This is a genomic window from Candidatus Mesenet endosymbiont of Agriotes lineatus (genome assembly GCF_964019585.1).
Lineage (GTDB): Bacteria > Pseudomonadota > Alphaproteobacteria > Rickettsiales > Anaplasmataceae > Mesenet.
Window position 1 is genome coordinate 390,829 of record NZ_OZ026454.1, and the last position, 21,380, is coordinate 412,208.

At 31.4% G+C, this 21,380-nt stretch carries 17 protein-coding genes, 1 tRNA gene and 3 pseudogenes; 10 read left to right on the forward strand and 11 right to left on the reverse strand.

The features are described from left to right. Positions 1–45 precede the first annotated feature (45 nt). The 5 genes and pseudogenes from AACL19_RS01860 (at position 46) to AACL19_RS01885 (ending at position 3,658) form a co-directional block, all read left to right on the forward strand. Complete coding sequence (locus AACL19_RS01860) at positions 46–675, forward strand: histidine phosphotransferase family protein (protein WP_339046241.1); 630 nt, start codon at positions 46–48, stop codon at positions 673–675. A 114-nt stretch (positions 676–789) separates the two neighbouring features. After that, positions 790–1,038 carry a hypothetical protein gene (locus tag AACL19_RS01865; RefSeq protein ID WP_339046243.1) on the forward strand — a complete coding sequence of 83 codons (249 nt, stop codon included), beginning with the start codon at positions 790–792 and terminating at the stop codon, positions 1,036–1,038. Between the two features lie 129 nt (positions 1,039–1,167). Next, a complete protein-coding gene (dprA, locus tag AACL19_RS01870; RefSeq protein ID WP_339046245.1) occupies positions 1,168–2,307 on the forward strand; it encodes a DNA-processing protein DprA in 1,140 nt (379 codons plus the stop codon). Positions 2,308–2,453: 146 nt separating this feature from the next. Next, positions 2,454–2,585 (forward strand): annotated as a pseudogene (locus AACL19_RS01875) (transposase); the annotation flags it as partial. 412 nt (positions 2,586–2,997) lie between these two features. Beyond that, positions 2,998–3,658: pseudogene (locus AACL19_RS01885) on the forward strand (transposase family protein). A gap of 898 nt (positions 3,659–4,556) precedes the next feature. On the opposite strand, the gene AACL19_RS01890 reads toward AACL19_RS01885, so the two are convergent. The 3 genes from AACL19_RS01890 to dnaA all read right to left on the reverse strand — a co-directional run bounded on the left by AACL19_RS01890 (position 4,557) and on the right by dnaA (position 7,434). Next, the gene (locus AACL19_RS01890) at positions 4,557–4,682 is read right to left on the reverse strand and encodes a hypothetical protein (protein WP_339046247.1); all 126 of its coding nucleotides are present in this window, start codon (positions 4,680–4,682) and stop codon (positions 4,557–4,559) included. A 191-nt stretch (positions 4,683–4,873) separates the two neighbouring features. Continuing rightward, a complete protein-coding gene (locus tag AACL19_RS01895; RefSeq protein WP_339046249.1) occupies positions 4,874–6,043 on the reverse strand; it encodes a SurA N-terminal domain-containing protein in 1,170 nt (389 codons plus the stop codon). A 5-nt stretch (positions 6,044–6,048) separates the two neighbouring features. Next, a complete protein-coding gene (gene dnaA / locus AACL19_RS01900) occupies positions 6,049–7,434 on the reverse strand; it encodes a chromosomal replication initiator protein DnaA (RefSeq protein WP_339046250.1) in 1,386 nt (461 codons plus the stop codon). 374 nt (positions 7,435–7,808) lie between these two features. Here dnaA and AACL19_RS01905 point away from each other — a divergent pair, with 374 nt between their 5' ends. Continuing rightward, complete coding sequence (locus AACL19_RS01905; protein ID WP_339046252.1) at positions 7,809–9,515, forward strand: hypothetical protein; 1,707 nt, start codon at positions 7,809–7,811, stop codon at positions 9,513–9,515. A gap of 86 nt (positions 9,516–9,601) precedes the next feature. On the opposite strand, the gene purE is transcribed toward AACL19_RS01905, so the two are convergent. The 4 genes from purE to AACL19_RS01925 form a co-directional block, all read right to left on the reverse strand. After that, entirely contained in the window at positions 9,602–10,093 is a 492-nt protein-coding gene (gene purE / locus AACL19_RS01910; protein ID WP_339046254.1) for a 5-(carboxyamino)imidazole ribonucleotide mutase, read from the reverse strand. Between the two features lie 77 nt (positions 10,094–10,170). After that, positions 10,171–11,088 (reverse strand): glutamine amidotransferase-related protein, encoded by a 918-nt coding sequence (locus AACL19_RS01915; RefSeq protein ID WP_339046256.1) that lies wholly within the window; start codon positions 11,086–11,088, stop codon positions 10,171–10,173. A gap of 32 nt (positions 11,089–11,120) precedes the next feature. Next, positions 11,121–12,131 (reverse strand): hypothetical protein, encoded by a 1,011-nt coding sequence (locus AACL19_RS01920; protein WP_339046258.1) that lies wholly within the window; start codon positions 12,129–12,131, stop codon positions 11,121–11,123. 83 nt (positions 12,132–12,214) lie between these two features. After that, positions 12,215–12,287, reverse strand: a tRNA-Phe gene (locus tag AACL19_RS01925). Between the two features lie 69 nt (positions 12,288–12,356). Between AACL19_RS01925 and coaD the strand changes: the two genes are divergently transcribed. Next, the gene (gene coaD, locus AACL19_RS01930) at positions 12,357–12,845 is read left to right on the forward strand and encodes a pantetheine-phosphate adenylyltransferase (RefSeq protein ID WP_339046260.1); all 489 of its coding nucleotides are present in this window, start codon (positions 12,357–12,359) and stop codon (positions 12,843–12,845) included. Positions 12,846–12,905: 60 nt separating this feature from the next. Here coaD and AACL19_RS01935 read toward each other — a convergent pair whose 3' ends face one another. Beyond that, a complete protein-coding gene (locus AACL19_RS01935; RefSeq protein WP_339046262.1) occupies positions 12,906–13,334 on the reverse strand; it encodes a hypothetical protein in 429 nt (142 codons plus the stop codon). 85 nt (positions 13,335–13,419) lie between these two features. Beyond that, positions 13,420–14,526, reverse strand: a complete 1,107-nt coding sequence (locus AACL19_RS01940) for an efflux RND transporter periplasmic adaptor subunit (protein ID WP_339046264.1) — start codon at positions 14,524–14,526, stop codon at positions 13,420–13,422. Between the two features lie 267 nt (positions 14,527–14,793). Here AACL19_RS01940 and AACL19_RS01945 point away from each other — a divergent pair, with 267 nt between their 5' ends. Beyond that, complete coding sequence (locus AACL19_RS01945) at positions 14,794–15,093, forward strand: hypothetical protein (protein WP_339046266.1); 300 nt, start codon at positions 14,794–14,796, stop codon at positions 15,091–15,093. Positions 15,094–15,318: 225 nt separating this feature from the next. After that, positions 15,319–16,483, forward strand: a pseudogene (locus tag AACL19_RS01950) (IS4 family transposase). A 140-nt stretch (positions 16,484–16,623) separates the two neighbouring features. Here AACL19_RS01950 and priA read toward each other — a convergent pair. Further along, positions 16,624–18,573, reverse strand: coding sequence for a primosomal protein N' (priA, locus tag AACL19_RS01955; RefSeq protein ID WP_339046268.1), 1,950 nt, complete (start codon positions 18,571–18,573; stop codon positions 16,624–16,626). A 117-nt stretch (positions 18,574–18,690) separates the two neighbouring features. On the opposite strand from priA, the gene AACL19_RS01960 reads away from it, so the two are divergent. Further along, a complete protein-coding gene (locus AACL19_RS01960) occupies positions 18,691–19,269 on the forward strand; it encodes a hypothetical protein (protein ID WP_339046270.1) in 579 nt (192 codons plus the stop codon). A 56-nt stretch (positions 19,270–19,325) separates the two neighbouring features. Here the strand turns inward: AACL19_RS01960 and AACL19_RS01965 are convergent, their stop codons facing one another. Then, positions 19,326–21,377 (reverse strand): ATP-dependent DNA helicase RecG, encoded by a 2,052-nt coding sequence (locus tag AACL19_RS01965; RefSeq protein WP_339046271.1) that lies wholly within the window; start codon positions 21,375–21,377, stop codon positions 19,326–19,328. Positions 21,378–21,380: the final 3 nt, after the last annotated feature.

The window sequence follows — 21,380 nt, forward strand, 5'->3', positions numbered from 1 at the left end:
GGAATTGACAGTTATACAACTAGCTTCTATTTTCTTAAGTAAAAAATGGATCAAAACATCTTATTATCTGTTGTTGAGCTTATAACTGCACGTTTATTTCATGACTTTGCTAGTCCAATGAATGGTATAATAAATAGTGTCGAGTTTTTTGAAAGTGATAGTGTGGAAGAAGAAGCCTTATCCATTTTACAAGAGGGTTCCAATTCACTGCTATATAAGTTTAAAATGATGCGGCAAGCATATAGTTTTTCAGAAAGTAACTCAAGTTTTGAAGAAATAAAAAATAATATTATAAACTACCTATCTTATAAAAAAATTGCAATTGAGTGGAGTATAGAAAATTTGGATGTAGAAGATAAAAGTTTAATTGAAAAAATAAACAAAGTCATTGCTAATGTAGCAATACTTATAAACTACAAAATAGCAAACGATAGTGCAATTTTGCTAACAGTAAAAGAAATAGGTGATGAAATAGTAGTAGCTGTAAAAATAACTAAAAAAGGTGAGAACATAAGTTCAGTACTCAAAACAGCTTTAGAAAATGTGAATAATAGTCAATTAGATACAAAAAATATAAATACCTTTTTCCTACATTTGTTGCTCAAAAGTTATAACGCTAATATTAAGTGCGATAAAAATGATACCATAAATATTGTATTTCCCAGCACATATTGATTGCAATTTTAGCGTGGTATGAAAAATTATGCCTCTTAATATATCAAGATTTTAATTGACTCTATTTATATATTAAGTTAAACATTTACTTTCTTCCCAATAAAAAGGTAATATATGTTAGATATCGAAAATATTAATGAAACTGGCCAATTGATTATGACTACAGAAGAGGATATTGCTTATCCTGAAGGTATTTTTTACCTTTCAGAAGAAGATGTTAAAATTTGTCTTTTAAATCTTCAAAAATCAGACTCTGGTCTTACACATGAAGAGGAGAATCAGTTTTGTCGTATGGTTTGCACAGAAGATCAAAATGCTGAAATCTGCTCTAAACTTATAGAAAACGACAATCAAATTATATAGCTTAATAAAACTCCTAAGAAACATTTTATGTTTTTTAGGAGTTTTGTAAAATTTTAAAAACTAGCCTTTCAATCTCTAAGTAGATATAGAAGGGGTTCTCGTATTTTATAAGCTAAAGTTTTCATTTGTATGCAAATAAAACAATTAAGTCACGATGAGTTAATTGCGTGGCTTCGTCTTATCCGCACTGTAAATATTGGTCCTGTAACTTTTTTCGCTTTTTTAAAAGTATATAAAACACCAAAGAATGTATTAGAGCATTTACCAACCCTTATAAGCAATTCTGGTACAAATAACAAAATATCAAAAATATGTACAGTAGAAGAAGCAGAAAAGGAGCTAGAAAGTGCTAAAGCAATAGGAGCTAAAATTATAGCAGCATGCGAACCTGATTACCCAGAGAGCTTAAGGAAAATTGCTGACTTTCCTCCTGTTATCACAGTACTTGGAGATGTTTCTTTACTCAAAAAGAATATAATTTCAATTGTTGGTGGACGTAACTCCTCTATAAATGGTAGAAATTTTGCAAATAAGTTAGCGTATGATCTAAGCCAAGCTGGATTTATTACAGTTTCTGGTCTGGCAAGTGGTATTGACACCGCAGTTAATAGTATGATATTTCAAAACCACTCAACTATTGCAGTTACAGCTGCTGGTATTGACGTTGTTTATCCTAAGGAGAACCTACAGCTATATAACAAAATAGCAGAGAGTAATGGTTTAATAGTTACTGAGCTACCTTTTTCGACTAAACCAAAACCGCAGTATTTTCCACAGAGAAACCGCATTATATCTGGGCTATCCCTTGGTGTTGTTTTAATTGAAGCATCTAAGCGTTCTGGTTCTTTAATAACTGCAAATTTTGCTTTAGAGCAAAACAAGGAAGTTTTCGCAGTGCCTGGATCTCCTTTAGACCCACGCTGTGGTGGAAGCAACAATTTAATTAAAAAAGGTGCCAAGCTTGTAGAATCTGTAGACGATATAATAGACGGTATTCGTTTTGGTTGCACCATTCAAAACAGTTTATTTGACGATGCTACTAATTATGGTAATGATGAATATGTTGATGTTACAGATACAGAAGTTCAAAAAGCAAAAGCCGCTGTTTTAAGTTGCATTGATTCTATACCAACTGATATAGACGAAATCATTGCAGTAAGTGGAATGCGCACTGAAATAGTATTGGTAGCACTATTGGAGTTAGAACTAGCACAAAAAATAGAACGTTATCCAGGTAATAAAGTTGCTTTAGTATTTGATTGTAAGTAATATTAAATCCTAATTCAGAAAGTCAAAATTCCAAGCAAGATTTAATAAGATATTTTTTGAAAGATTTATCACTCCTATTGCAAAAATATCTTATAAAGCAGCAGCTTTTGTATGTAATTGAGGCTTTAAAAAGTACAAATGGTTGATTTTTTGGTTTAAAATTGCATTTAATGAAAAAGCAAGCACTTACGCTAACTAAAGGTAATGTTGATGATAGAAGCAAGTCTCACAAAAAACTTATTGGTTTGCTATTTCTTGATAAAGGCTATATCAAGAAAAGGCATGTTTAAGATTTATAATGCCAGTAATAATATTAAATCGCAAATTTCTGAAAATTATGATAAACATAATCTTAAATATTTTTGAACCTGATTTTCTACTCTCATTCTAAACAATTTCTGTTATGCTCTTTCTGCTCTGAATTAATGTTTTTATATTTTACAACTTTTGCCAGCCTTAGAATCAGCGTATTTTATGTAGTGAGCTTCAGCTTTAGGCCATGTGAACAAAATTTCATTTAAGCAAAATGAGGGCTCCAACAAAGTTCAAAAAGCCCCTATAAACCGCTGTAATCTTATCGAATCTACAAAAAATACGTCTAAAATTTTTGATTTTACTGAAAAAACAATAGACTTCTTTCAAAATTGGTAAGGAAATGAAAATGTAGTATAGAATCATGCATTTAAGTGTATGAGATATGAAAAAATAGAGAAACTGAAAGGAGAAAAATTTCGGCAGGGGTAAAAAAGCAACATTTGAACGAATGGTGGAAATTTTGGATAAAGAAGAAGAAAAGCAAAGTAAAAGCAAGCTCTGCATAGAAGACAGATGGCGCTGGAATATATAAGATTTCATATTGGTCGGAGTTATGGAATAAGTGAAGTTTTAAGATAATAAGAAGATACGTTGGCCCAGATTTTGCGTTACCAGAGAGCTCTTAAAAAGTGAGATGATTCCACGGAAACACCTATAGAAAGACTCAAAAAAGCAGTTATTCAGGGAAGAAAAAGAAGCATACTATAAAAACACAGGTAATTGTGAAAAAAACAAAGATTGTATTTTTTCAAACGGTAGGAGGCACGATTTTCGGTTTTTCAAAGAATCAAAAATTCACATATTACCAGACGTTAAAGTTCTGGCAGATACAGAAGAATGATGCATAAAAACGCGGAATTATCGCACAGGAAGACAAAAAATTGAGTAAAAGAAAGAAAATCAGGAATTAAAAGGGTAGTAGTAGAAAACGTGATTGGGTTAGATTTAAAATTATTGCAATCAAAATCGGCGAAAGCGTTTTGGTTTAAGGTTTAATCCGATTGCTGCTATTTATAATTTTGAGCTCCATACATGAATTTTGAAAGAGGTCTATTCTTTTGATTTGCTAGCCCTTATTCTTTTGATTGTATTCAGTTAATTTTTGATCTCACTTTAATTTTTCCCTTTCTAGAAATTCTAAATAAACTCTATTTTTTGATTTGTTTCTATGTCATACATATTGGTATCGGATTTATAACGGCTAACAAAATAAGCTCCAGCTTCATCCATTTGTTTATTGGTACAACTAAGTCAGCAGTTGATATATTGCCTCTATAACCCTGATCTGTTAGCTCATGATTTAGAATGTAATTTTATCCCATTCATAACCACTATACATATCCTTTATACAAATTTTCCATATCATTAGGTAGGCTAATATAGCCTATGCTTTTAAATTGTGAGATGTTTCTAAATAAAACTGTTGTACATTCTTTTCATATTCAGTAAACCTAAAATTTAAACCTTACAGAATCTTCATTTAATAATTCCATCTATGTTACCCAAAATCATTCAATTTCTTTTCTGTTATAGTTGATATTTCATCTGCTTTCTCATTACAAAATTCGTTGAGGATAAATTAGTTATTTTTCTCATTATAATTTTTTGTAATAAATTTAAGAGGCCTGTTTTTTTCTTCTCTCCACCAACTTTCCTTATCTTCACCTCGTATGGTTTGGAGAATACTCCCTTTGGCAATCTTGTGAAAAGCAGCATAACTACTATATGGTAATTTAGGCAGTGCTCCAGCCGTTTATTACAACCTCCAGTAAAGCAACAAATCTATCTCATCCACATAAATTTTCTCTCCTCTTGGTGGCCTCTCTATATCCAGCTTCATCTATATACGATTTTTTCGATAAATCTCTACCTATTTGGTAAATTTTTTTTAATGTGATTTTTAGCTATCTGACCAAATTGTGCTTATTCCGAAACTAAGTTTCATCTCTGCCAGCTGGATGCTTTTTTACATATTCTTCTATTACCATTCTTTCTTTTTGAGCCATGTATATAGCGTCTAAAAGCTCCACAACCTCAGCTTTTGACCCCCCTTTAACCACAGATACTGCTTTTTCCCGCCTATCTCCTTATATACTAAACATTTCATTTTTTTGCAGGTGATATAAATATGATACGATTCAAGTAGAGACCCTATTACCTGCAGGTAATGGAATTAAAATTATATAAAATATTAACTACTGAACTTACCAATTATAGAAGAAAGAAAGCTGATAAAGCATTTTACAAAACGTCATCTGAATGCTATAGTAGCATTTTTTCGCATATTGTCGAAATATATAGCACTTTGCGTTGAAACTTTTTGTTCATAAATCTTCTGTTTTATCCATTCATGCTGACCCACATACTTTTTTTGTATATTGCACAGCATTATTAATCTTAGATTGCCTTTATTATCCTTAATATCTATTATTTCTCCTACTTGTAACTTCTGCAAAGGGGCCTGCATATAGGGAGCTAGCTCCCCCATTTTTACCTCAATTTTTTCTACTTTTGGTAGCCCTAAGTTTTCCACCGCTCTATCAAACATTAAACAGTCCACTTTCTGATTTTTCAGATTATCTAGCTTTCCACAATATTCCTTAAATTTTTCCTGATTATTTAATAAATAAATTTGCTTTAAACTTAAAGTTGTATCTAGCAATGATGGATCAAATTTTATTTTATCAGCAACTTTTACTACTAAGTATGCACCATCTACAGCAATTGGGTCACTAATATCACCAATATTTAAGCTTCCTAGCATATTTTGTAATTTAGAAGGCAACTGCATTATGTTTAATGCTTCTTTTTGTATAGACACTGGAAATTCGGTATAATCTTTGACGATTGTCTCAAGGGTTTCATTATTACGTAATTTCTGAACTATGTTAACAGCAGTATTATATGAACTATTAGATTTATTGGGTATTAGTATTTCTAAAACATTGATAATCACACTTATTCTATCTATTTGTTGTGCAATATTGTTTACTTCTTCGTTACTAATATTGATAAAAGACAATATTTTCAACTCAGAGATTTTATTCCACAATAGCTGAGATTTTATCTGCTTTATTATCGAACCATAACCTACATAATTATTTTTAACTTGCTTTACAAATTCATCATAATTTAGCTTAAATCTTTTAGAAAATAAGAGAATTTCACCATTTAACTCATTGTTACTGACAGAGACTTTAAGTTTTTTTGCTTGATTTTCAATTAACACCTCATCTATTAAGCTTTGTAAAACTTGCTTTTGATCTGTTTTGATACCAAGATGCTCCATAGATAACATACGTTTCTCAACATCCAAACTTGAAATCAACTCTCCATTAACAGTAGCAACGATTTTGACTGAAGCAAATACATTTGTAAATATGCAAGATAGTAAGAGAAAAATGATTGCTAACTTATTCATTTTGTTTATCTTAACATTTTAATTAATAAATTAACATCACTTGCAAGGTTCACATCAGTTTTTATCAAATTATCTATTTGTCTTACTGCATGAATGATAGTTGTATGGTCTCTACCACCAAAACTCCTACCAATATCAGGCAAGCTTTTCTGTGTTAGCATCTTTGCTAAGTACATTGCAACCTGTCTTGGTCTAGATAAGTTGCGAGCTCTCTTGGTTGAGTATATATCTGACAATTTTATCTTAAAAAACTCAGATACTTTTTTCTGTATCTCATCAATTGAGATCATTTTGCAATTTGAACGTAAAAGATCCGATAGAGTATCATTAGCTAATTCTATAGTTATATTTTTACCATTTAGTAAAGAGTGAGCCATAACCTTGTTTAATGCTCCTTCTAGCTCTCTAACGTTAGACTTTATATTTTTTGCTAAAAACTCAAGCACGCCATTAGGAACATCAGCTTTCATATTTTCTACTTTAGATTGTAATATTCCCAATCTAAGCTCAAAAGTTGTTTCATTAATGTCTGCTACCAAACCCCATCCTAAACGTGACTTTATCCTATCCTCGACTCCATCTAGGCTACTTGGCGATCTATCAGCAGAAATTACCAGCTGTTTGTTTTGATCAATTAATGCATTAAAAGTATGAAAAAACTCTTCCTGAGTACTGTCTTTACCGCTGATGAATTGTACATCATCTATCATAAGCACATCTGTTGAGCGAAATTGCTCTTTAAATACCATAATATCCCTGTTTCTTAATGCTGTTATGTACTGATACATAAACTTCTCTGCTGATAAATATACCACCTTTCTTTCACTTGAAGTACTAACTATATGCCATGCAATAGCATGCATTAAATGTGTTTTGCCCAGCCCTACACCACCATATAAAAATAAAGGATTACTTCCAGGGATAGAAGCAGAAGACTCAGCAATACGCTTTGCTGCAGTGAACGCAAGCTCATTTGGTCTACCAACAACAAAATTGTCAAAAGTAAATCTTGGATCTAAAGGAGAAGATAGATTATCATAACTATTAGTGATATTTTTATAGCCCTCCTTATCTATAACGTTACTCTCTTCCTTAATAACTCGAATATCAAGTGAGCGTATGGTATTATCTTCACTCTGCCATAAAGATAGTATTTTATCTATATAATGTATCGATATCCATTCCTTAATAAATCTAGTTGGAGCTGAAAGTAACACTTCCCCATTGTTATTACTGATGAATTTTAAGAAACCAATCCAGCTATTAAAAACAGCCTCCCCATAAAGCTTACGAAGTTGATTTTGTATCTTTTTCCAAATAGAACTGCAATCATCAATGGTGATAATGTGGTCACAGAATACACTTGCAACTTTAGGGCTAGTTAAATTCATAAATACACCGAATACAATAAAAAGTTTGCTCTTCAAATAAAATATTGATTAAAACTATTTATATAAATTAACAAATATTACAGATTGTTATCATTATGATGTTTTATTTATTAGTTGTAAAGCCTAGTAAATGATTTTTCTTAAATCCACTATAATAGAGGATTGTATTATAATACAGGAGTATTTTGTCATTTCATAATTTTGATGTAATAAATTTTTGTTGCGCGAATATATTAATTATTTTAATCTTTAATAAGATAATTAAATTAAATTTTTATTTTTTATACCGTATTAACTGAAAGTTAACATTTTATGGTTTAATCTTAACTAGTTATATTTAAAAATTAAATTATTTTAAATGAGGGGAAAAGGTAATGAGCAACATAAGTATTAAGAAGAACAGAAATAATGATACCCTATTACAAGAGATAAAAAATCACTTGTTTGGTAAAAAAAATAAGAAAGAGCTAAATTATTACACTGTGTTAGATTTTAAAAATAAAGATGATTTTGTAAAGAGTCAAAAAAAGTCGAGCGAGATTATTAAGAAAAACTTAAAGAGAATTAACAAAAAACACCCATCAGATGATAATTATACTAATAAAGGTCTTAAGAAAGAGGGATTATCTTTTATAATAGGTTTAAGAAATGGAGCTCAATCTTATTTAGCAAATTTGCAGCAAGAAGAAGCTTTTAAGAAAAATAATGATATTAACAAGATCACAGAAGATAAAGGCAGCAATCTATATAGATTTAAACGTACTCTTGATTATATAAAAAAAGTAGAAGAGTATCTAGGTTTTAGCTTAGAACAAACTCCAGAAAAAACTATAGATAAATTTATTCTTATAAGAAATGTAGATAAGTTAGAAAGAAAATTTGAAAAGAAAATAAAAAAATTTAATCGAAAGCATCCATTTAGTCTAAAATCTATTAATGATTATGTGCAACAAGAAGGGCTACTTTTTATAATAGAATCAAAGCAGCAAGCTATATCATACATAAAAGGAAAAGAAGAGCATGCTGCAAAGGGAAATGATCATTATGATGATGTGCAAATTAATTTAGATAAAATAAAACAAGATAAAAAAAGCCTCTTATATCAGTATCAGCTTATGCTTGATTACATAAACTTGATGGAAAAAAAACTTGGCCTAAACATAGAATCTAACAACTTCCTATCTAAAATAAGAGAGGATTCTGTAAAGATCTTGTCAAACTCAAACTTACGTTCAGTTTACGACGAAGGCGTAGCTAGTAAAGAGCTTAATTCTTCAGCTTCTTATGAAGATTGTATTAAATATCAGCAGAAAGTTAATGAGAGAGATAGTAGTGTGGAGAAATCTGAGGCAATAGTAAAAAAAGCAAATGATCAGCAACAGGTTAATTTAAAGAGTAATAAAAAGGTAGAAAAAGCTTTAGTTGTAAAATATGTGGGTATCAGTTATTCACCTTCTATCAGTGTGAATACACCAAAACCTGAAAAAATGTCTTCAACTACACAATCATTTAAACAAGTAGTTCAAAATCCTAATAATAATACAGTGAGTAATCTGCATATAGTGCAAAAGCAGAAGAGGTTATCACTTAATAATACAATGACATTACTATTATCAGTATACGGAGAGCCTATAAGCAGCATATTTGGAATGAAAAATCTTCAAATGTCTATTGTAACTAGATTTAATTGGCCAAATTTGAATGTTAGCATGGGGATAAGCAGTATAAAAGCTTTACCACAGGAAAAATTGACTTCCGAAACATCACAAAGTGTTCAGCAGCAAGATAACAAAAAAGAAAGTAATAACTCTTTCAGTACATTTAGTAATATTAAAAACTGGTGTTATTATAATATTGTAGAACCAGTGGTAAATTTTGTTGGTGTAACACTAGAGTATAATGCACTCAACTCAAATTTAAGTACAGATTATAAGAGTGATATAGAATCTGGAGTTTCAGGTAAGTATACAAAAACCCCTGATAATATAACGAGCAGTGCTGATAATGAACAAAAGGTAGGTAGTGAATTGCATGGTGTTACTATACAAAAATTATTAACTACTATAAAATGTATAGGTTGATTTTTTAAGAATGCTAAATGAATTATAAGATACAGATCAATAATTCTTAAATAACTTCTATCTCATATTGTAAAGATGGAAATTAATCAAGACATCAATGAAGAAGGCATTTTTTTCACTTCATTAGTTTGTTTATCACGCCATTTTTTTAATTTATCAGCAATATTAATATTGCTGATAGATAATATGGATGCAGCCATAATAGCAGCGTTGAATGCTCCACTACTACCTATAGCCATAGTTGCAACAGGCACTCCCTTAGGCATTTGTATTATAGAGAATAAGCTATCTATACCATTTAAATGTTGATTCTGAATTGGTACTCCTATCACAGGTAGATGGGTTAAGGCAGCTGTCATTCCAGGCAAATGAGCTGCACCACCAGCTCCAGCTATAATCACTTTAAAACCCTCTTTTTCTGCAGATTTAGCAAAATCAAATAACCTATCTGGCGTTCTATGGGCAGATATTATACGAACTTCATAAGGTATCTGTAATTCCTTAAAAACAGTTAACGAATTCTCCATTGTTGCAAAATCTGACTCACTGCCCATTATTATAGCTACTTCTGCTGCCATACTCTCTCATTTTTATAATTTTTAAACCCTTTGATTACATAAGATAATTATACTTCCGATTACTAACAGATCAAATTTTAACTTGATATAATAGTTTCACATTTGCGGTATAAGAAGTCATTAATTATAGCTATGGTTATTAAAGTTGCTATTTCTCTCCTTTTGTAACTTTCAGAATAATAACGTTTAGACCTTAAAATAAGAGATTCAGGATGTCCTTGAAAGTGGATATTGCCATACTTATCTTCAATTGCCTCAATGACACCATCGTCAGAAAATCCTACAACTTTATAACCGATGGATTGTAATTTTTTAATATTCTCATCACTGTTATTAATCATTTCTCCATGAGCATCAGGAAAATAAACAGCAAACCAGCCATCTTCATCAGGTTGTGCAAAGCGTGATACTATTGATGACAATCTACTCTCCTGTGCTATCTTCAACTTATTAAGACGGCGATCGTTATGATAAGACTTTTTGCTCTCTTGAGTCTTATGCAGCTTTTTCATGCTGATTATCTCAACTCCTTGTGCGTACATAATTCCCTGCAACCCACCACAAATAGCAAGCAGGCTAATGTTAGGGTTCTCATCTACAACTTGTACGATTGCTTTAGTCACTAATTGACGGCTTGAGGTAGGAGGCAAAGGATCAGAATCAAGATTATAATAATTTCCTGGTAGTAATATTCTATTTATTTTGCTATCCTTAATAAAGTCCTTAACTACTTCTTTTATTTTTTTAGATTCTAATTGTTCCACATTATCTTTAGCTTCAGATAATGCTTCTTCCTTTGCTTTACTAAAAATTTTATTGTAGTCAATTAATATAACATGTGCACCCATACTAACAAGCATCTCACATATTCTATCAGAGGATGCCCATTCATGGTCGTAAGTTTCTTTTTCCGTTCTGAGTAAGCCAACAGTAATATCACAGTCTTTGTTAGGAAAATCTCTTACTTCTGCAATAGCAAAATTAAATTTAAACAAAAATAACAGTGTTAATATACTTATAAAAATTCTCATTCTCTATAAAGAAAATCATTTAAAATAGCTATAGCCACCAAAGTAGCAATTCCCCTCTCTTTTTCTTTTGCGGGGTAATTTTTATCAGACTTTATCACAAGCGCTTCTGGATGATCTTGAAAATATAGGTTACCATGTTTGTCTTCAATTACCTCAATAATGCCATCATCTGAAAACCCAACTATTTTATATCCAAGATGCTCTAACTTTTGTTTATTCTGATTACTAGTATTAACCACTCCACCATGAGCATCAGGGAAATAAACAGAAAACCACCCATTCTTATCTGGTTTTATAAATTTAGATGCTATTTCCCCTAACCGACTTTCTGGAACGATTTTTAGCTTATGAAGATGCACATTTTCTTGCTGAGGATCTGGCATTGATATTAAATGTGCCTCCTGCTGTTTTGCATCTACCAGTTTATCAACACGAATTACTTCAATTCCTTTTGCATGCATCACACCTTGCAACCCACCGCAAATAGCAATAATATGAATACTTGGATTATCATCTATTATTTTTACAATTGCTTCAGTAACTAATTGACGATTTGGTGTTGGCGGAAAAGGGTCAGAATCAAGATTATAATAATTTCCAGCTATAAATATTCTGTTAATTTTATTTTCTTCAATAAAATTTTGAACAGCTACCTTAATTTTATCTAGTTCCAACTTCTTTGCTAATAACGAGTCTTTTTTAGCTTCAGATAGTGCTTCTTTTTTTATTTTATCGAAATCTACTATTTTATTATAATCAATCAGTAAAACATTTGCTCCCATATATGTAAGCATTTCATATATATTATCAGAAAATTCCCACTCATAAGGGTAAGTTTCTTTCTCTGCCTTAAGCAAGCCAACTACTGCTTCTTTTTGATTGTTGGAAACACCCGTACTCTGATCACTAATTTCGTTTGCGTTTACAAAACTGGATATCATGAAAAACAGTAATATGAATATTTTAATAATAAGCAATTTATGGCAACTGCTTTGCAGCTTAAACATACAATTAATTAAAAATATAACACTATATAATATAATGTATTTTCCTATAAGAGGCAAATGTTCTTATGAAAATTTTAATAATGTGGCTTGAGCTGGAATCGAACCAGCGACACAAGGATTTTCAGTCCTTTGCTCTACCGACTGAGCTATCAAGCCAATCTAAAAGTTCTAAACAAAAAACTTTATCATGTCTATAATAAAATTTATTACATTGTTTTAAATCTTATGATGATAAAAATAGGTGTGTACCCTGGTACTTTTGATCCAATTACTTTTGGTCATACTGATATAATTAAAAGAGCATACAATTTAGTTGATAAGTTAATTATTGGTGTAGCTTGTGATGTCAAGAAAGATACAATTTTCACTGCTGATGTGCGAGCAGCAATGGTGAAAGAAGAAGTCAAATCACTCAATATAAAAGCTGAAGTGATAACATTCAATGGATTACTGATACATTTTGCTCAAAAGCAGAATGCTTCAGTGATAATTAGAGGTTTAAGGGCAATATCAGATTTTGATTATGAATTTCAAATGAGTTGGATAAATTATAAACTGTCTCCTAAAACTGAAACAATATTTTTACCTGCTGCTGAGGATACTCAATTTACCTCTTCAGGTTTTGTCAAGGAAATTGCAAGACTCAACGGAGATATAAGTAAGTTTGTTTCAGAAAATGTGAGAAAACAACTTTTAAATTTTTATTATAAGTAACTTTTATTTCAAAAAAGCATTCAAGCTACTTTGGAATATCAAAGTAGCTTATTTAGTAGATTACCTTTCGCGACTACAAACTTGCTGAACTTCTTCTATATTAATTATTTTATATTTTAACTTAATGTTTGAATTTAAACCATTTTGATTTATTTGCTCTACACGATTAGCAACTTTTCCTTTAGGTTGTTCGTTTTGTTGTTCGAAATTCTTTCTTCTATCTTTTACTGAGACTCCTCTACATTCTGGCCCAAGAGTGATGTGAACATTTGATTCTTGACGATTAGAGCTACAAATTTTTTCATCGTGATGCTCTAATTTTAGTCTTTGAGGCTTTGGTGGTGGTGTAGGTTTTAACGACTCAATAGACTCAAGATGAAAACCTTCTGGCAACTCAAAAGATTTTTGCTTTATTATCGTTTCTTGCATCATGTCCTGTACTGGATCAAGCGTTTTCTGGCCATGAGATTCATAATTTTTTTTAGTCATACTTCCCCCTATTTTAATTAAGTAGATATTAATAAAATATTAAAAATTACTTATAAGTCAAGAATTAAATTAAATTGAAGTAGTATCAACCTACATGTACTTTATCTCCAACATTAACAAAGTAATGTCCTGAAGTGATTAATTTTATGTCCTTAGGAATGCCGAAAATTAATATACCGTCTTGCCCTGCATCTATGATTTCTACAGGTAAAAAAGAAACAGTATTGTCATTTTCAACAACTTTAATGCCAACAATACCTTCATCATTTAAAATCAAAGCTGAAGCAGGCACCTTGTGTGCAATTACCGTACCTACTACTAACTGAACGTCTGCTATCATGCCTTTAGTAATAAACATTTCATGATTGTTTTTTGGAATTGTTACCTCTATCCTGCAAGTTCTAGTTACTGAACTTATTACCTTACTTACAAAACTTACTTTTCCTTCAGTTTTGTAATCATTTGCTAAGTCTATCTTAGCAGTGTTTCCCAGTTTTATTTTTTCCACATCTCTTTCTGGTACATGTACTACAATAATAATTTCATCAAAACTAATAATAGTAGCTATAGGCTTGCCTGCAGTTACAAAATTTCCTTTTGCAGTCATGATTTTATCAATGTAGCCAGATAAAGGTGTTAGAACAGTTGTATTTTCTAAATTTATCTGTGCTCTTTTTAAGTCAGCTTTAGCATTTTGCACAGCAGCAAAGGCTGCTTCAGCTTGAGCTTGAGATCTGTAACCTTTCTCATTTAAAGATTCAGATGCTTGATATTCAGCTTCATATTGTTTAACAAGGGCTTTAGCCCTTTCATACTGCTCTATATAATCGTACTCTTTTAATTTTAAAATAGCGTCTCCCTTGTTTATTTTACTTCCACTTAAAACATAAACATCAACAATTTCTCCACTAATTTTTGGTACAATATCTACAGATTGTTGCATATCTACTGTTCCAGTAAGAGATAAATATACCATTTCTTCTTGCGCCTTGGATTCCACCATTTTAACTTGTACTATTTCTTTAGTGTTGCTGTCTTTTTCTATTACACTATTGCTATAAAATAAACCACTACTGAACCACAGTATAGAAATGATTAGTACTGACAATGCTATTCTATATTTGAATTTTAAAAGCTTTAATCTAGTAAGTATAGCTTGCAGTTGAGCATAAAATTTAGTGTTATTGTTCATAGTGCATCTTTTAAACAATTGGCTAACTTATATTATCATAACAGTAAACTATTCTTCTAATTAAAAAACTAAACAATGTAGAAATTATTAAATAAACTTAATTATGAGGAATAAAATTAGGATATTTCGAGTAACTGAGTAGTTGTTAAACTTAAATTAGAAAAGAGCTAAAAATTAATTATTATATCAATTGTGTAAAGAAGGGATAAGTTACCATGTTACATTTATAGTATATCTTGAGCATTAAAATAGGTAAATTAATGATAGGTGGTGAGGAAAGGCTATATACCAAGAAAACTAGGTGCATATCTGTCAGATGGTAAAAATAGCAAATTTAATTATTTAGATATATTAATAAACAAAAGAATAAAAAGGACAGAGATATATCTAATAATAAATGGTCCAGGGTTTAAGTTAGGTCGAGTAGAAAAGTTGCAAGATCAACTGGAAGAAGTGGGTGGAATACATGTTGTTGATTTACATAAATGTGACTGGGGTATAATAGATCAGGGACGGAAGATAGATCTATTAGCATCAAACAATACTATAAAGATATGTATAATATGACAGATGAACAAATTTGCTATTGAATAGATACTTTTAGATTAATTGCCCTTGCTTGCATAGAGCAATTTGCAAAATACAAGGGTGGAATATACATAGATTTCGACTCTTTAGGGGGAGTATTCTCCAAACCATACGAGTGCAGATAAGGAAAGTTGGTGGAGAGAAGAAAAAAACAGGGCTCTTAAATTTATTACAAAAAATTATAATGAGAAAAATAACTAATTTATCCTCAACGAATTTTGTAATGAGAAAGCAGATGAAATATCGATTAAGACAGGATTTGTAAAAAGAAAGAGGAAATTGAGCGGTTCATCATTTGTAAAAGCTATAATTTTGGGTAACATAGGAGTTAAAAACTGTAGCATAGATACAATGTGCCAGTTATTAAATGAAAAATCGGTAGTAATAGATTTTAGATTTACTGAAGAAGCAGTGGAATTTATGAAAAGGATGTATAACGAGTCTTTAACGTTATTTAAAAATACCTTGCAAATTGATTGCAAAATTTTGAAGCAATTTAGGAGCATTGGATAGTAGCTATATCACCTTACCTAACAGTATGAAAGATATGTATAAAGGTTATGTACCGCGGCTATGAAAGCAATACCAAGTCTGGAATAAAGTTACAATTAGTTTTCGACCATCTGAATCAGACAATAGACCAACTTAATTTTACATAAGGTCAGATCAGGGGTATAGGAAACATTTGAGCAATATATCAAACAATGATTTGCTAATATCTGACTTATTGTACCAATAAACAAATGGATGAAGCTTAGCAGTTATAAATCCGATACCAATATGTATGACATAGAAACAAATCAAAAAATAGAGTTATTAAAGTGTTTAGAGGATAAGTTCTTTTTAGAAAACGAGTTAGAAAAAGAAGCGAAAATTAGAGTAAGAATTATATGTCAGAAGCTAACTGAAGGACAGTCTGTGGCCAGAAGAAGGAAAGATTAGCAAATCAAAAGAATCAAAAATTGCTGGATTGGTCGATTTCATAACTAATGTTCCAGACAGTAAAATTAGCGCTATTAACAATTTACAGAGTAAGGTGGCAAATTGAGTTATTATTTAGATTGTACAAAAGCCATTTGATAAGCTAACCGGAAAGCCATGCAATATATGCTAAATTGTGCGCAATTCTTATATTTCATGGCATAGTTGGTTGCACAGAAGTGAAAAAGAATACAGAACTTAGCTTAACAAAGGCATTTATTGAATTAAAAAGAGAGAGTTGTTTTTAGCACTAAATAATAAAATTAAAGGCTTAAAGATCTTTCTTGAAAAGCTTGCCATAACTTGGTCACAATTTTCATTAAAAGACAAGTACAGAAAAACTAGGGTATCTACCTTAACTTCTCTAAATTTGCTCACAATCTCTTAACTTGACGCGTATGGTTCCCCAAACTGTGTCAAAAACTCAACTGAAAATTCGGTTTGGCATAATTTATTGAATACTCTTAGTAATTACTAAGCTGTTATTTCTTTACTTTGTAATCTAAAGTCAATTAGCATTCATCAATTTTATATAAAATTGACTGGATCAATATCTATGGTAATTTTTACGCTAGATGATAATCTGCAATCTTCTACCCACTTCTTCAGATTTTGTTGTATTTTTAAATCTTTTTTATTGTTTACTTTTAGCAATATTCTATATCTATATCTTCCTCTTAAAAAACTCATAAAGCTGGGAGTTGGACCAAACACCGCTAAATTGTCATTTTGAGGAATTAATTTAACTATCTTTTCTGCCGATCTCAATGCTTTTATTTGTTCTTTATCAGTGATAATAAGTGCAATTAACCTGCTAAATGGTGGCATGTTGGCATCATATCTTGATTTAAGTTCTAATTTATAGAATAGGTTGCGCTTGTAATGTTGCATGGCTTTGATAATTGGGCTTTCTGGGTTATAAGTTTGCATTACTACCCACCCTTTTTGTTCAAACCTTCCGGATCTACCGGAAACTTGATGCAATAATTGATATGTTTTTTCTGTTGATCTTAAATCAGCGTTATCTAGCCCAAAATCGGCATCAATAATTCCCACTAAAGTTAGATTAGGAAAATTGTGTCCTTTAGCAATCATCTGCGTACCGATAATGACATTAACTTCTTTTTTTAATATCAAATCAATAATGTTATCTGCTGCTTTTTTGCTGATGTCACTGCTGATAGTTGCTATTTTAGCGTTTGGTATTAGCTTTAACACTTCTTCAGAAAGTTTTTCAATCCCTATTCCATATGAAATCAGCTGGCCTTTGCAGCTAGTACATGTTTTGGGAATAGCTAGTCTATACAAGCAGTAGTGGCATAGTAAAATATTTTGTTTTTTGTGTTCTATAAGCCAAGTAGAACAATTCGGGCAGCTTAACCTATGACCACATGCCTTGCAAAGCATGAGCTGAGAATAACCTCTACGGTTTAAAAAAAGCATTACTTGATTGCCATCTGTTAAGGTCTTTTGCATTTTTTCATAAAGCTGATGTGATATCCATTTACCTGAAGTTTTACATATACGCATATCAATAATTTCTACTAAAGGCAGCTCCGCCTTACCAAAACGTTTGGTAAGCTGCAGATGCTCATAATTACCCTCTTGAACGTTATTGATTGTCTCAAGTGAAGGGGTAGCAGAGCAAAGTACTATAGGGGTATTTTCAATTTTAGCCAAAACCACAGCCATATCTCTAGCATTATATATTACCCTTTGTTCTTGCTTAAAAGACGAGTCATGCTCTTCATCAATCACAATTAATCTTAAATTTTTGTAAGGTAAAAATAGCGCTGATCTTGTTCCCACAATAATTTGTACATTTCCATGCACTATATTAGCCCAGTTTTTCGTGCGATTCTTAGGTGTTAAATCAGAGTGCCACTCAGCTACTTGATCACATAAAAAATAACTATGAATACGTTTAATTAGTTGTGATGTTAAAGCAATTTCAGGTAAAAGAATGAGAATTTGAGCATCTTTACTGGCTTTAAGTAACTCTATAATAACGAATAAGTATACTTCTGTTTTACCAGAGCCGGTTTCCCCATCAAGCAATACTACTTTGCTAAAATTACTCATTATTCTATTTGCTGCAGCTTGCTGCTGAAGTGTCAAATTGCAATCCATTTTGTGAGTAATGGGTTTTTCTTCATGCTCAAAATTGTCTATTTTTTTAAAGCTACAGCTAATAACCATTTTAAGTAGCATACCTATTGGTATTAAATTATAGTTTGATACCCATTTTATAAATCGTATTAACTCTTCTCTGATGGGGGGTATTTCTAGTTTGTTAATTACGGTCTTAAGCTTATCAATATCTATTGTAGTGTTACTGCTAAGCTGCCACACTACACCTACTAAACATCTTTTACCAAATGGTACAGTAATATAACTGCCAACTGTAAGCTTAAGATCTGTAATATATGAAAAAGCCTTATTAACAGGGAGAGGCAGTAATATGTCAACTATAGTCATCTTCAGTTAGATCTCTTTACCTTGTAATGTTATATTCGTTTCAACAAGTTGCAAAACATTGATTTTTTATGGCTATTTAATTAGAATTGCTTATATAGCAAATAAAAAGGGGGGTGTATGTTAGCCACTAGAGTTTTAACTTCAAAGAAAAAGAACCATTGGCTATTGTATAAAGAGTTTGGTGATATCTGTGATAATTTGTATGGAATTAATCATTCAAGTTTATGGTTCAGGTTTAACATGCGGTGGGTAAAAGCTATTTTGAGTTTTTTATTATGTGACATGGCTTCACAAGAACTAATGGTAAGTGCAATATTGAATCTTAGTATACGTGATTGCGACTGTAATACCCCCTTACATGTAGCAATATTAATGGAGGATCTACCTGTTATAAAGTTATTAATGATCTGCGGTGCAAGTCTTTTTATTAAGAATAATGATGGTGAAACTCCATACCAATTAGCTTTTGAAAGAGTTTTAGTAAAAAATTTGTTTCATAATGACTCAAATATTAACGAAAAAGTTAGAATACAAAAATTTAATTATAATATATGCAAGTTATCTGAAGTACAAGAGATAGAGTCACAAATAGGTCCGGTTGCTACTTATACAACATTGCCAAATATTGATGGCCCAGTTAGCACTTTAAAGGAAATGTGCATAGAGAAAATCTTACACTCCGTTATTAAAAGGTAAAAGCACTTAATTATTTCAAAGGCAGTTATTGGAAAAATAATTAATCAGATTGAGTTTTATCTAAGAAACTCAAATTCTTCATTATAACCAAATATACTGAGCAATTCTTTCAGTGGTTGATGTTGAGTTAGTGTTGGGTCATTGTCTACAATATTTTTAGCTTTGTTGTAAGCTCTGTCAAGTAGCTCTTTATCTTCGTAGATATCAGCAAATTTAAATTCTATATTCCCGGACTGCTTAATCCCTAAAACATCTCCACTACCACGTAGTAGCATGTCTTGCTGGGCTATATAAAACCCATCTTGTGATTCTCTCATAGTTTTAAGTTTTAAATATGAAGATTTATTTAGTTTGTCATATAAAAGTATACAAAACGAAGGTTGGTCTCCACGTCCTACTCTACCGCGAAGCTGGTGCAACTGTGATAAACCAAAATTTTCTGCATTTTCTATGACAATTATAGTAGCATCAGGCACATCTATGCCAACCTCTATTACAGTTGTAGCAACAAGTAAGGAAATTTCACCTACGCGAAAAGAAAGCATTATTTCGCCCTTTTGCTTTTGCTCTAAGCGACCATGTATTAATCCTATTTTATTGAGTACTTTTTGCAGCTGAGCAAAACGCTCTTCTGCTGCTGCAACACTTAAGGATTCATTATCTTCTATACATGGGCAAATCCAATATGCTTTTTTACCTAAGTCAATTGCCCGCTTTAGACTTGATATTACACTGGATATCTTTTTTATATTTGTTGCTACAGTACTGATTGGTACTCTGCATTTTGGTTTCTCTTTTAAGCTGCAGTGCTCTATATCCCCATACAATGCTTGCCTTAACGTTCTTGGAATCGGTGTTGCACTGATAAATAAAATATCTACGTTATTTCCTTTTTGAATTAAGCTATTTCTCTGCATTACGCCAAATCTTTGTTGCTCATCGATGACGACCAACGCTAAATTTTTAAACTCAACTTTTTCCTGAAATAAAGCATGAGTACCTATAACTATATCTAAACTACCGTCTTGCAAAGCAGGCATTATTGTTTTCCTTTCTTTTTGCTTGATTTTACCAGTAAGTAAAGTGATCTTTATGTCAATTTCTGAAAATACTTCTTTAAAACAGTTATAATGCTGTTCTGCCAGTATTGCTGTTGGTGCCATAAGTGCTGCCTGGTAATTGTTTTCAACAACGTTTAACATAGCAAATAAAGCAACTATTGTTTTACCACTACCAACATCACCCTGCAAAAGCCTCACCATACGATGCTGAGACTGCTGTTGACTCAATATATCATTTATTGCTCTGATTTGATCTTGCGTAAGCTCAAATCCTAATTTTTTCATAACTTGATCTTTATATTTATTTTTAACTAAAAACTTTCGTCCTTTTTCTTTCATTTGTTTATGTCTTGCGACTCTTAGTGCTATTTGCTGAGCCATAAGCTCATCATATACGAGCCTTAGGCGACATTGTTCTATTTCTTCCAATGAATCCAAATTGTGTAGCTTGCTCAAACTCACTTTAAAGCTCAACCATCCTTTCTCTTTAAAAAAATCACTGTCTATCCATTCAGAAAATCCAGGTAGTGTTTTTAGTATTGATGTAACAATTGTTGAGATTTTTCTACTAGTAATACCACGACTTAAGTGGTAAATTGATTCTATACGACAAATTTCACTAAAACTGGAAACATCAAGTGATATATAATCTGGATGTGTGATTTGCAATTGTCCTAAAAAAGTCTCAAGCTTACCGCTAATTACACATGCTTGGCCAGTAGGTAAAGCTTGTTTTAAATATTTAACCGAGTAATGAAAAAAAATTAATGTTATCTGCTGTCCTTCCAGTTCTAAGATTATTCTATAAGGTTTATTTCTCACAGTGGGAGGCTTATGCATGTTAATTTTAGCAGTAAAAGTGACATATTCACCTGATTTTGCAGTAAGTGGATGATTCCTCCTATCTATGTAGCGACAAGGGCGAAAAAAAAGCACATCTATTATTCTTATGCCACATAGTTTACCTAATATCTTTTGCGTAATTCTGCTTATTCCTGGTAAATTTATAATGTCAGAATAAAGGTAATTTTTCTTATCCTTTATCATTTT

Excerpts from the sequence above, each read along its gene's own strand:
- purE (WP_339046254.1), bottom strand. The coding sequence starts at position 10,093 with ATGGCAGCAGAAGTAGCTATAATAATGGGCAGTGAGTCAGATTTTGCA.
- AACL19_RS01905 (WP_339046252.1), top strand. The coding sequence starts at position 7,809 with ATGAGCAACATAAGTATTAAGAAGAACAGAAATAATGATACCCTATTA.
- priA (WP_339046268.1), bottom strand. The coding sequence starts at position 18,573 with ATGACTATAGTTGACATATTACTGCCTCTCCCTGTTAATAAGGCTTTT.
- dprA (WP_339046245.1), top strand. The coding sequence starts at position 1,168 with ATGCAAATAAAACAATTAAGTCACGATGAGTTAATTGCGTGGCTTCGT.
- AACL19_RS01920 (WP_339046258.1), bottom strand. The coding sequence starts at position 12,131 with ATGTTTAAGCTGCAAAGCAGTTGCCATAAATTGCTTATTATTAAAATA.
- AACL19_RS01895 (WP_339046249.1), bottom strand. The coding sequence starts at position 6,043 with ATGAATAAGTTAGCAATCATTTTTCTCTTACTATCTTGCATATTTACA.
- coaD (WP_339046260.1), top strand. The coding sequence starts at position 12,357 with ATGATGATAAAAATAGGTGTGTACCCTGGTACTTTTGATCCAATTACT.
- AACL19_RS01865 (WP_339046243.1), top strand. The coding sequence starts at position 790 with ATGTTAGATATCGAAAATATTAATGAAACTGGCCAATTGATTATGACT.
- AACL19_RS01965 (WP_339046271.1), bottom strand. The coding sequence starts at position 21,377 with ATGATAAAGGATAAGAAAAATTACCTTTATTCTGACATTATAAATTTA.
- AACL19_RS01940 (WP_339046264.1), bottom strand. The coding sequence starts at position 14,526 with ATGAACAATAACACTAAATTTTATGCTCAACTGCAAGCTATACTTACT.
- AACL19_RS01860 (WP_339046241.1), top strand. The coding sequence starts at position 46 with ATGGATCAAAACATCTTATTATCTGTTGTTGAGCTTATAACTGCACGT.
- AACL19_RS01935 (WP_339046262.1), bottom strand. The coding sequence starts at position 13,334 with ATGACTAAAAAAAATTATGAATCTCATGGCCAGAAAACGCTTGATCCA.
- AACL19_RS01960 (WP_339046270.1), top strand. The coding sequence starts at position 18,691 with ATGTTAGCCACTAGAGTTTTAACTTCAAAGAAAAAGAACCATTGGCTA.
- dnaA (WP_339046250.1), bottom strand. The coding sequence starts at position 7,434 with ATGAATTTAACTAGCCCTAAAGTTGCAAGTGTATTCTGTGACCACATT.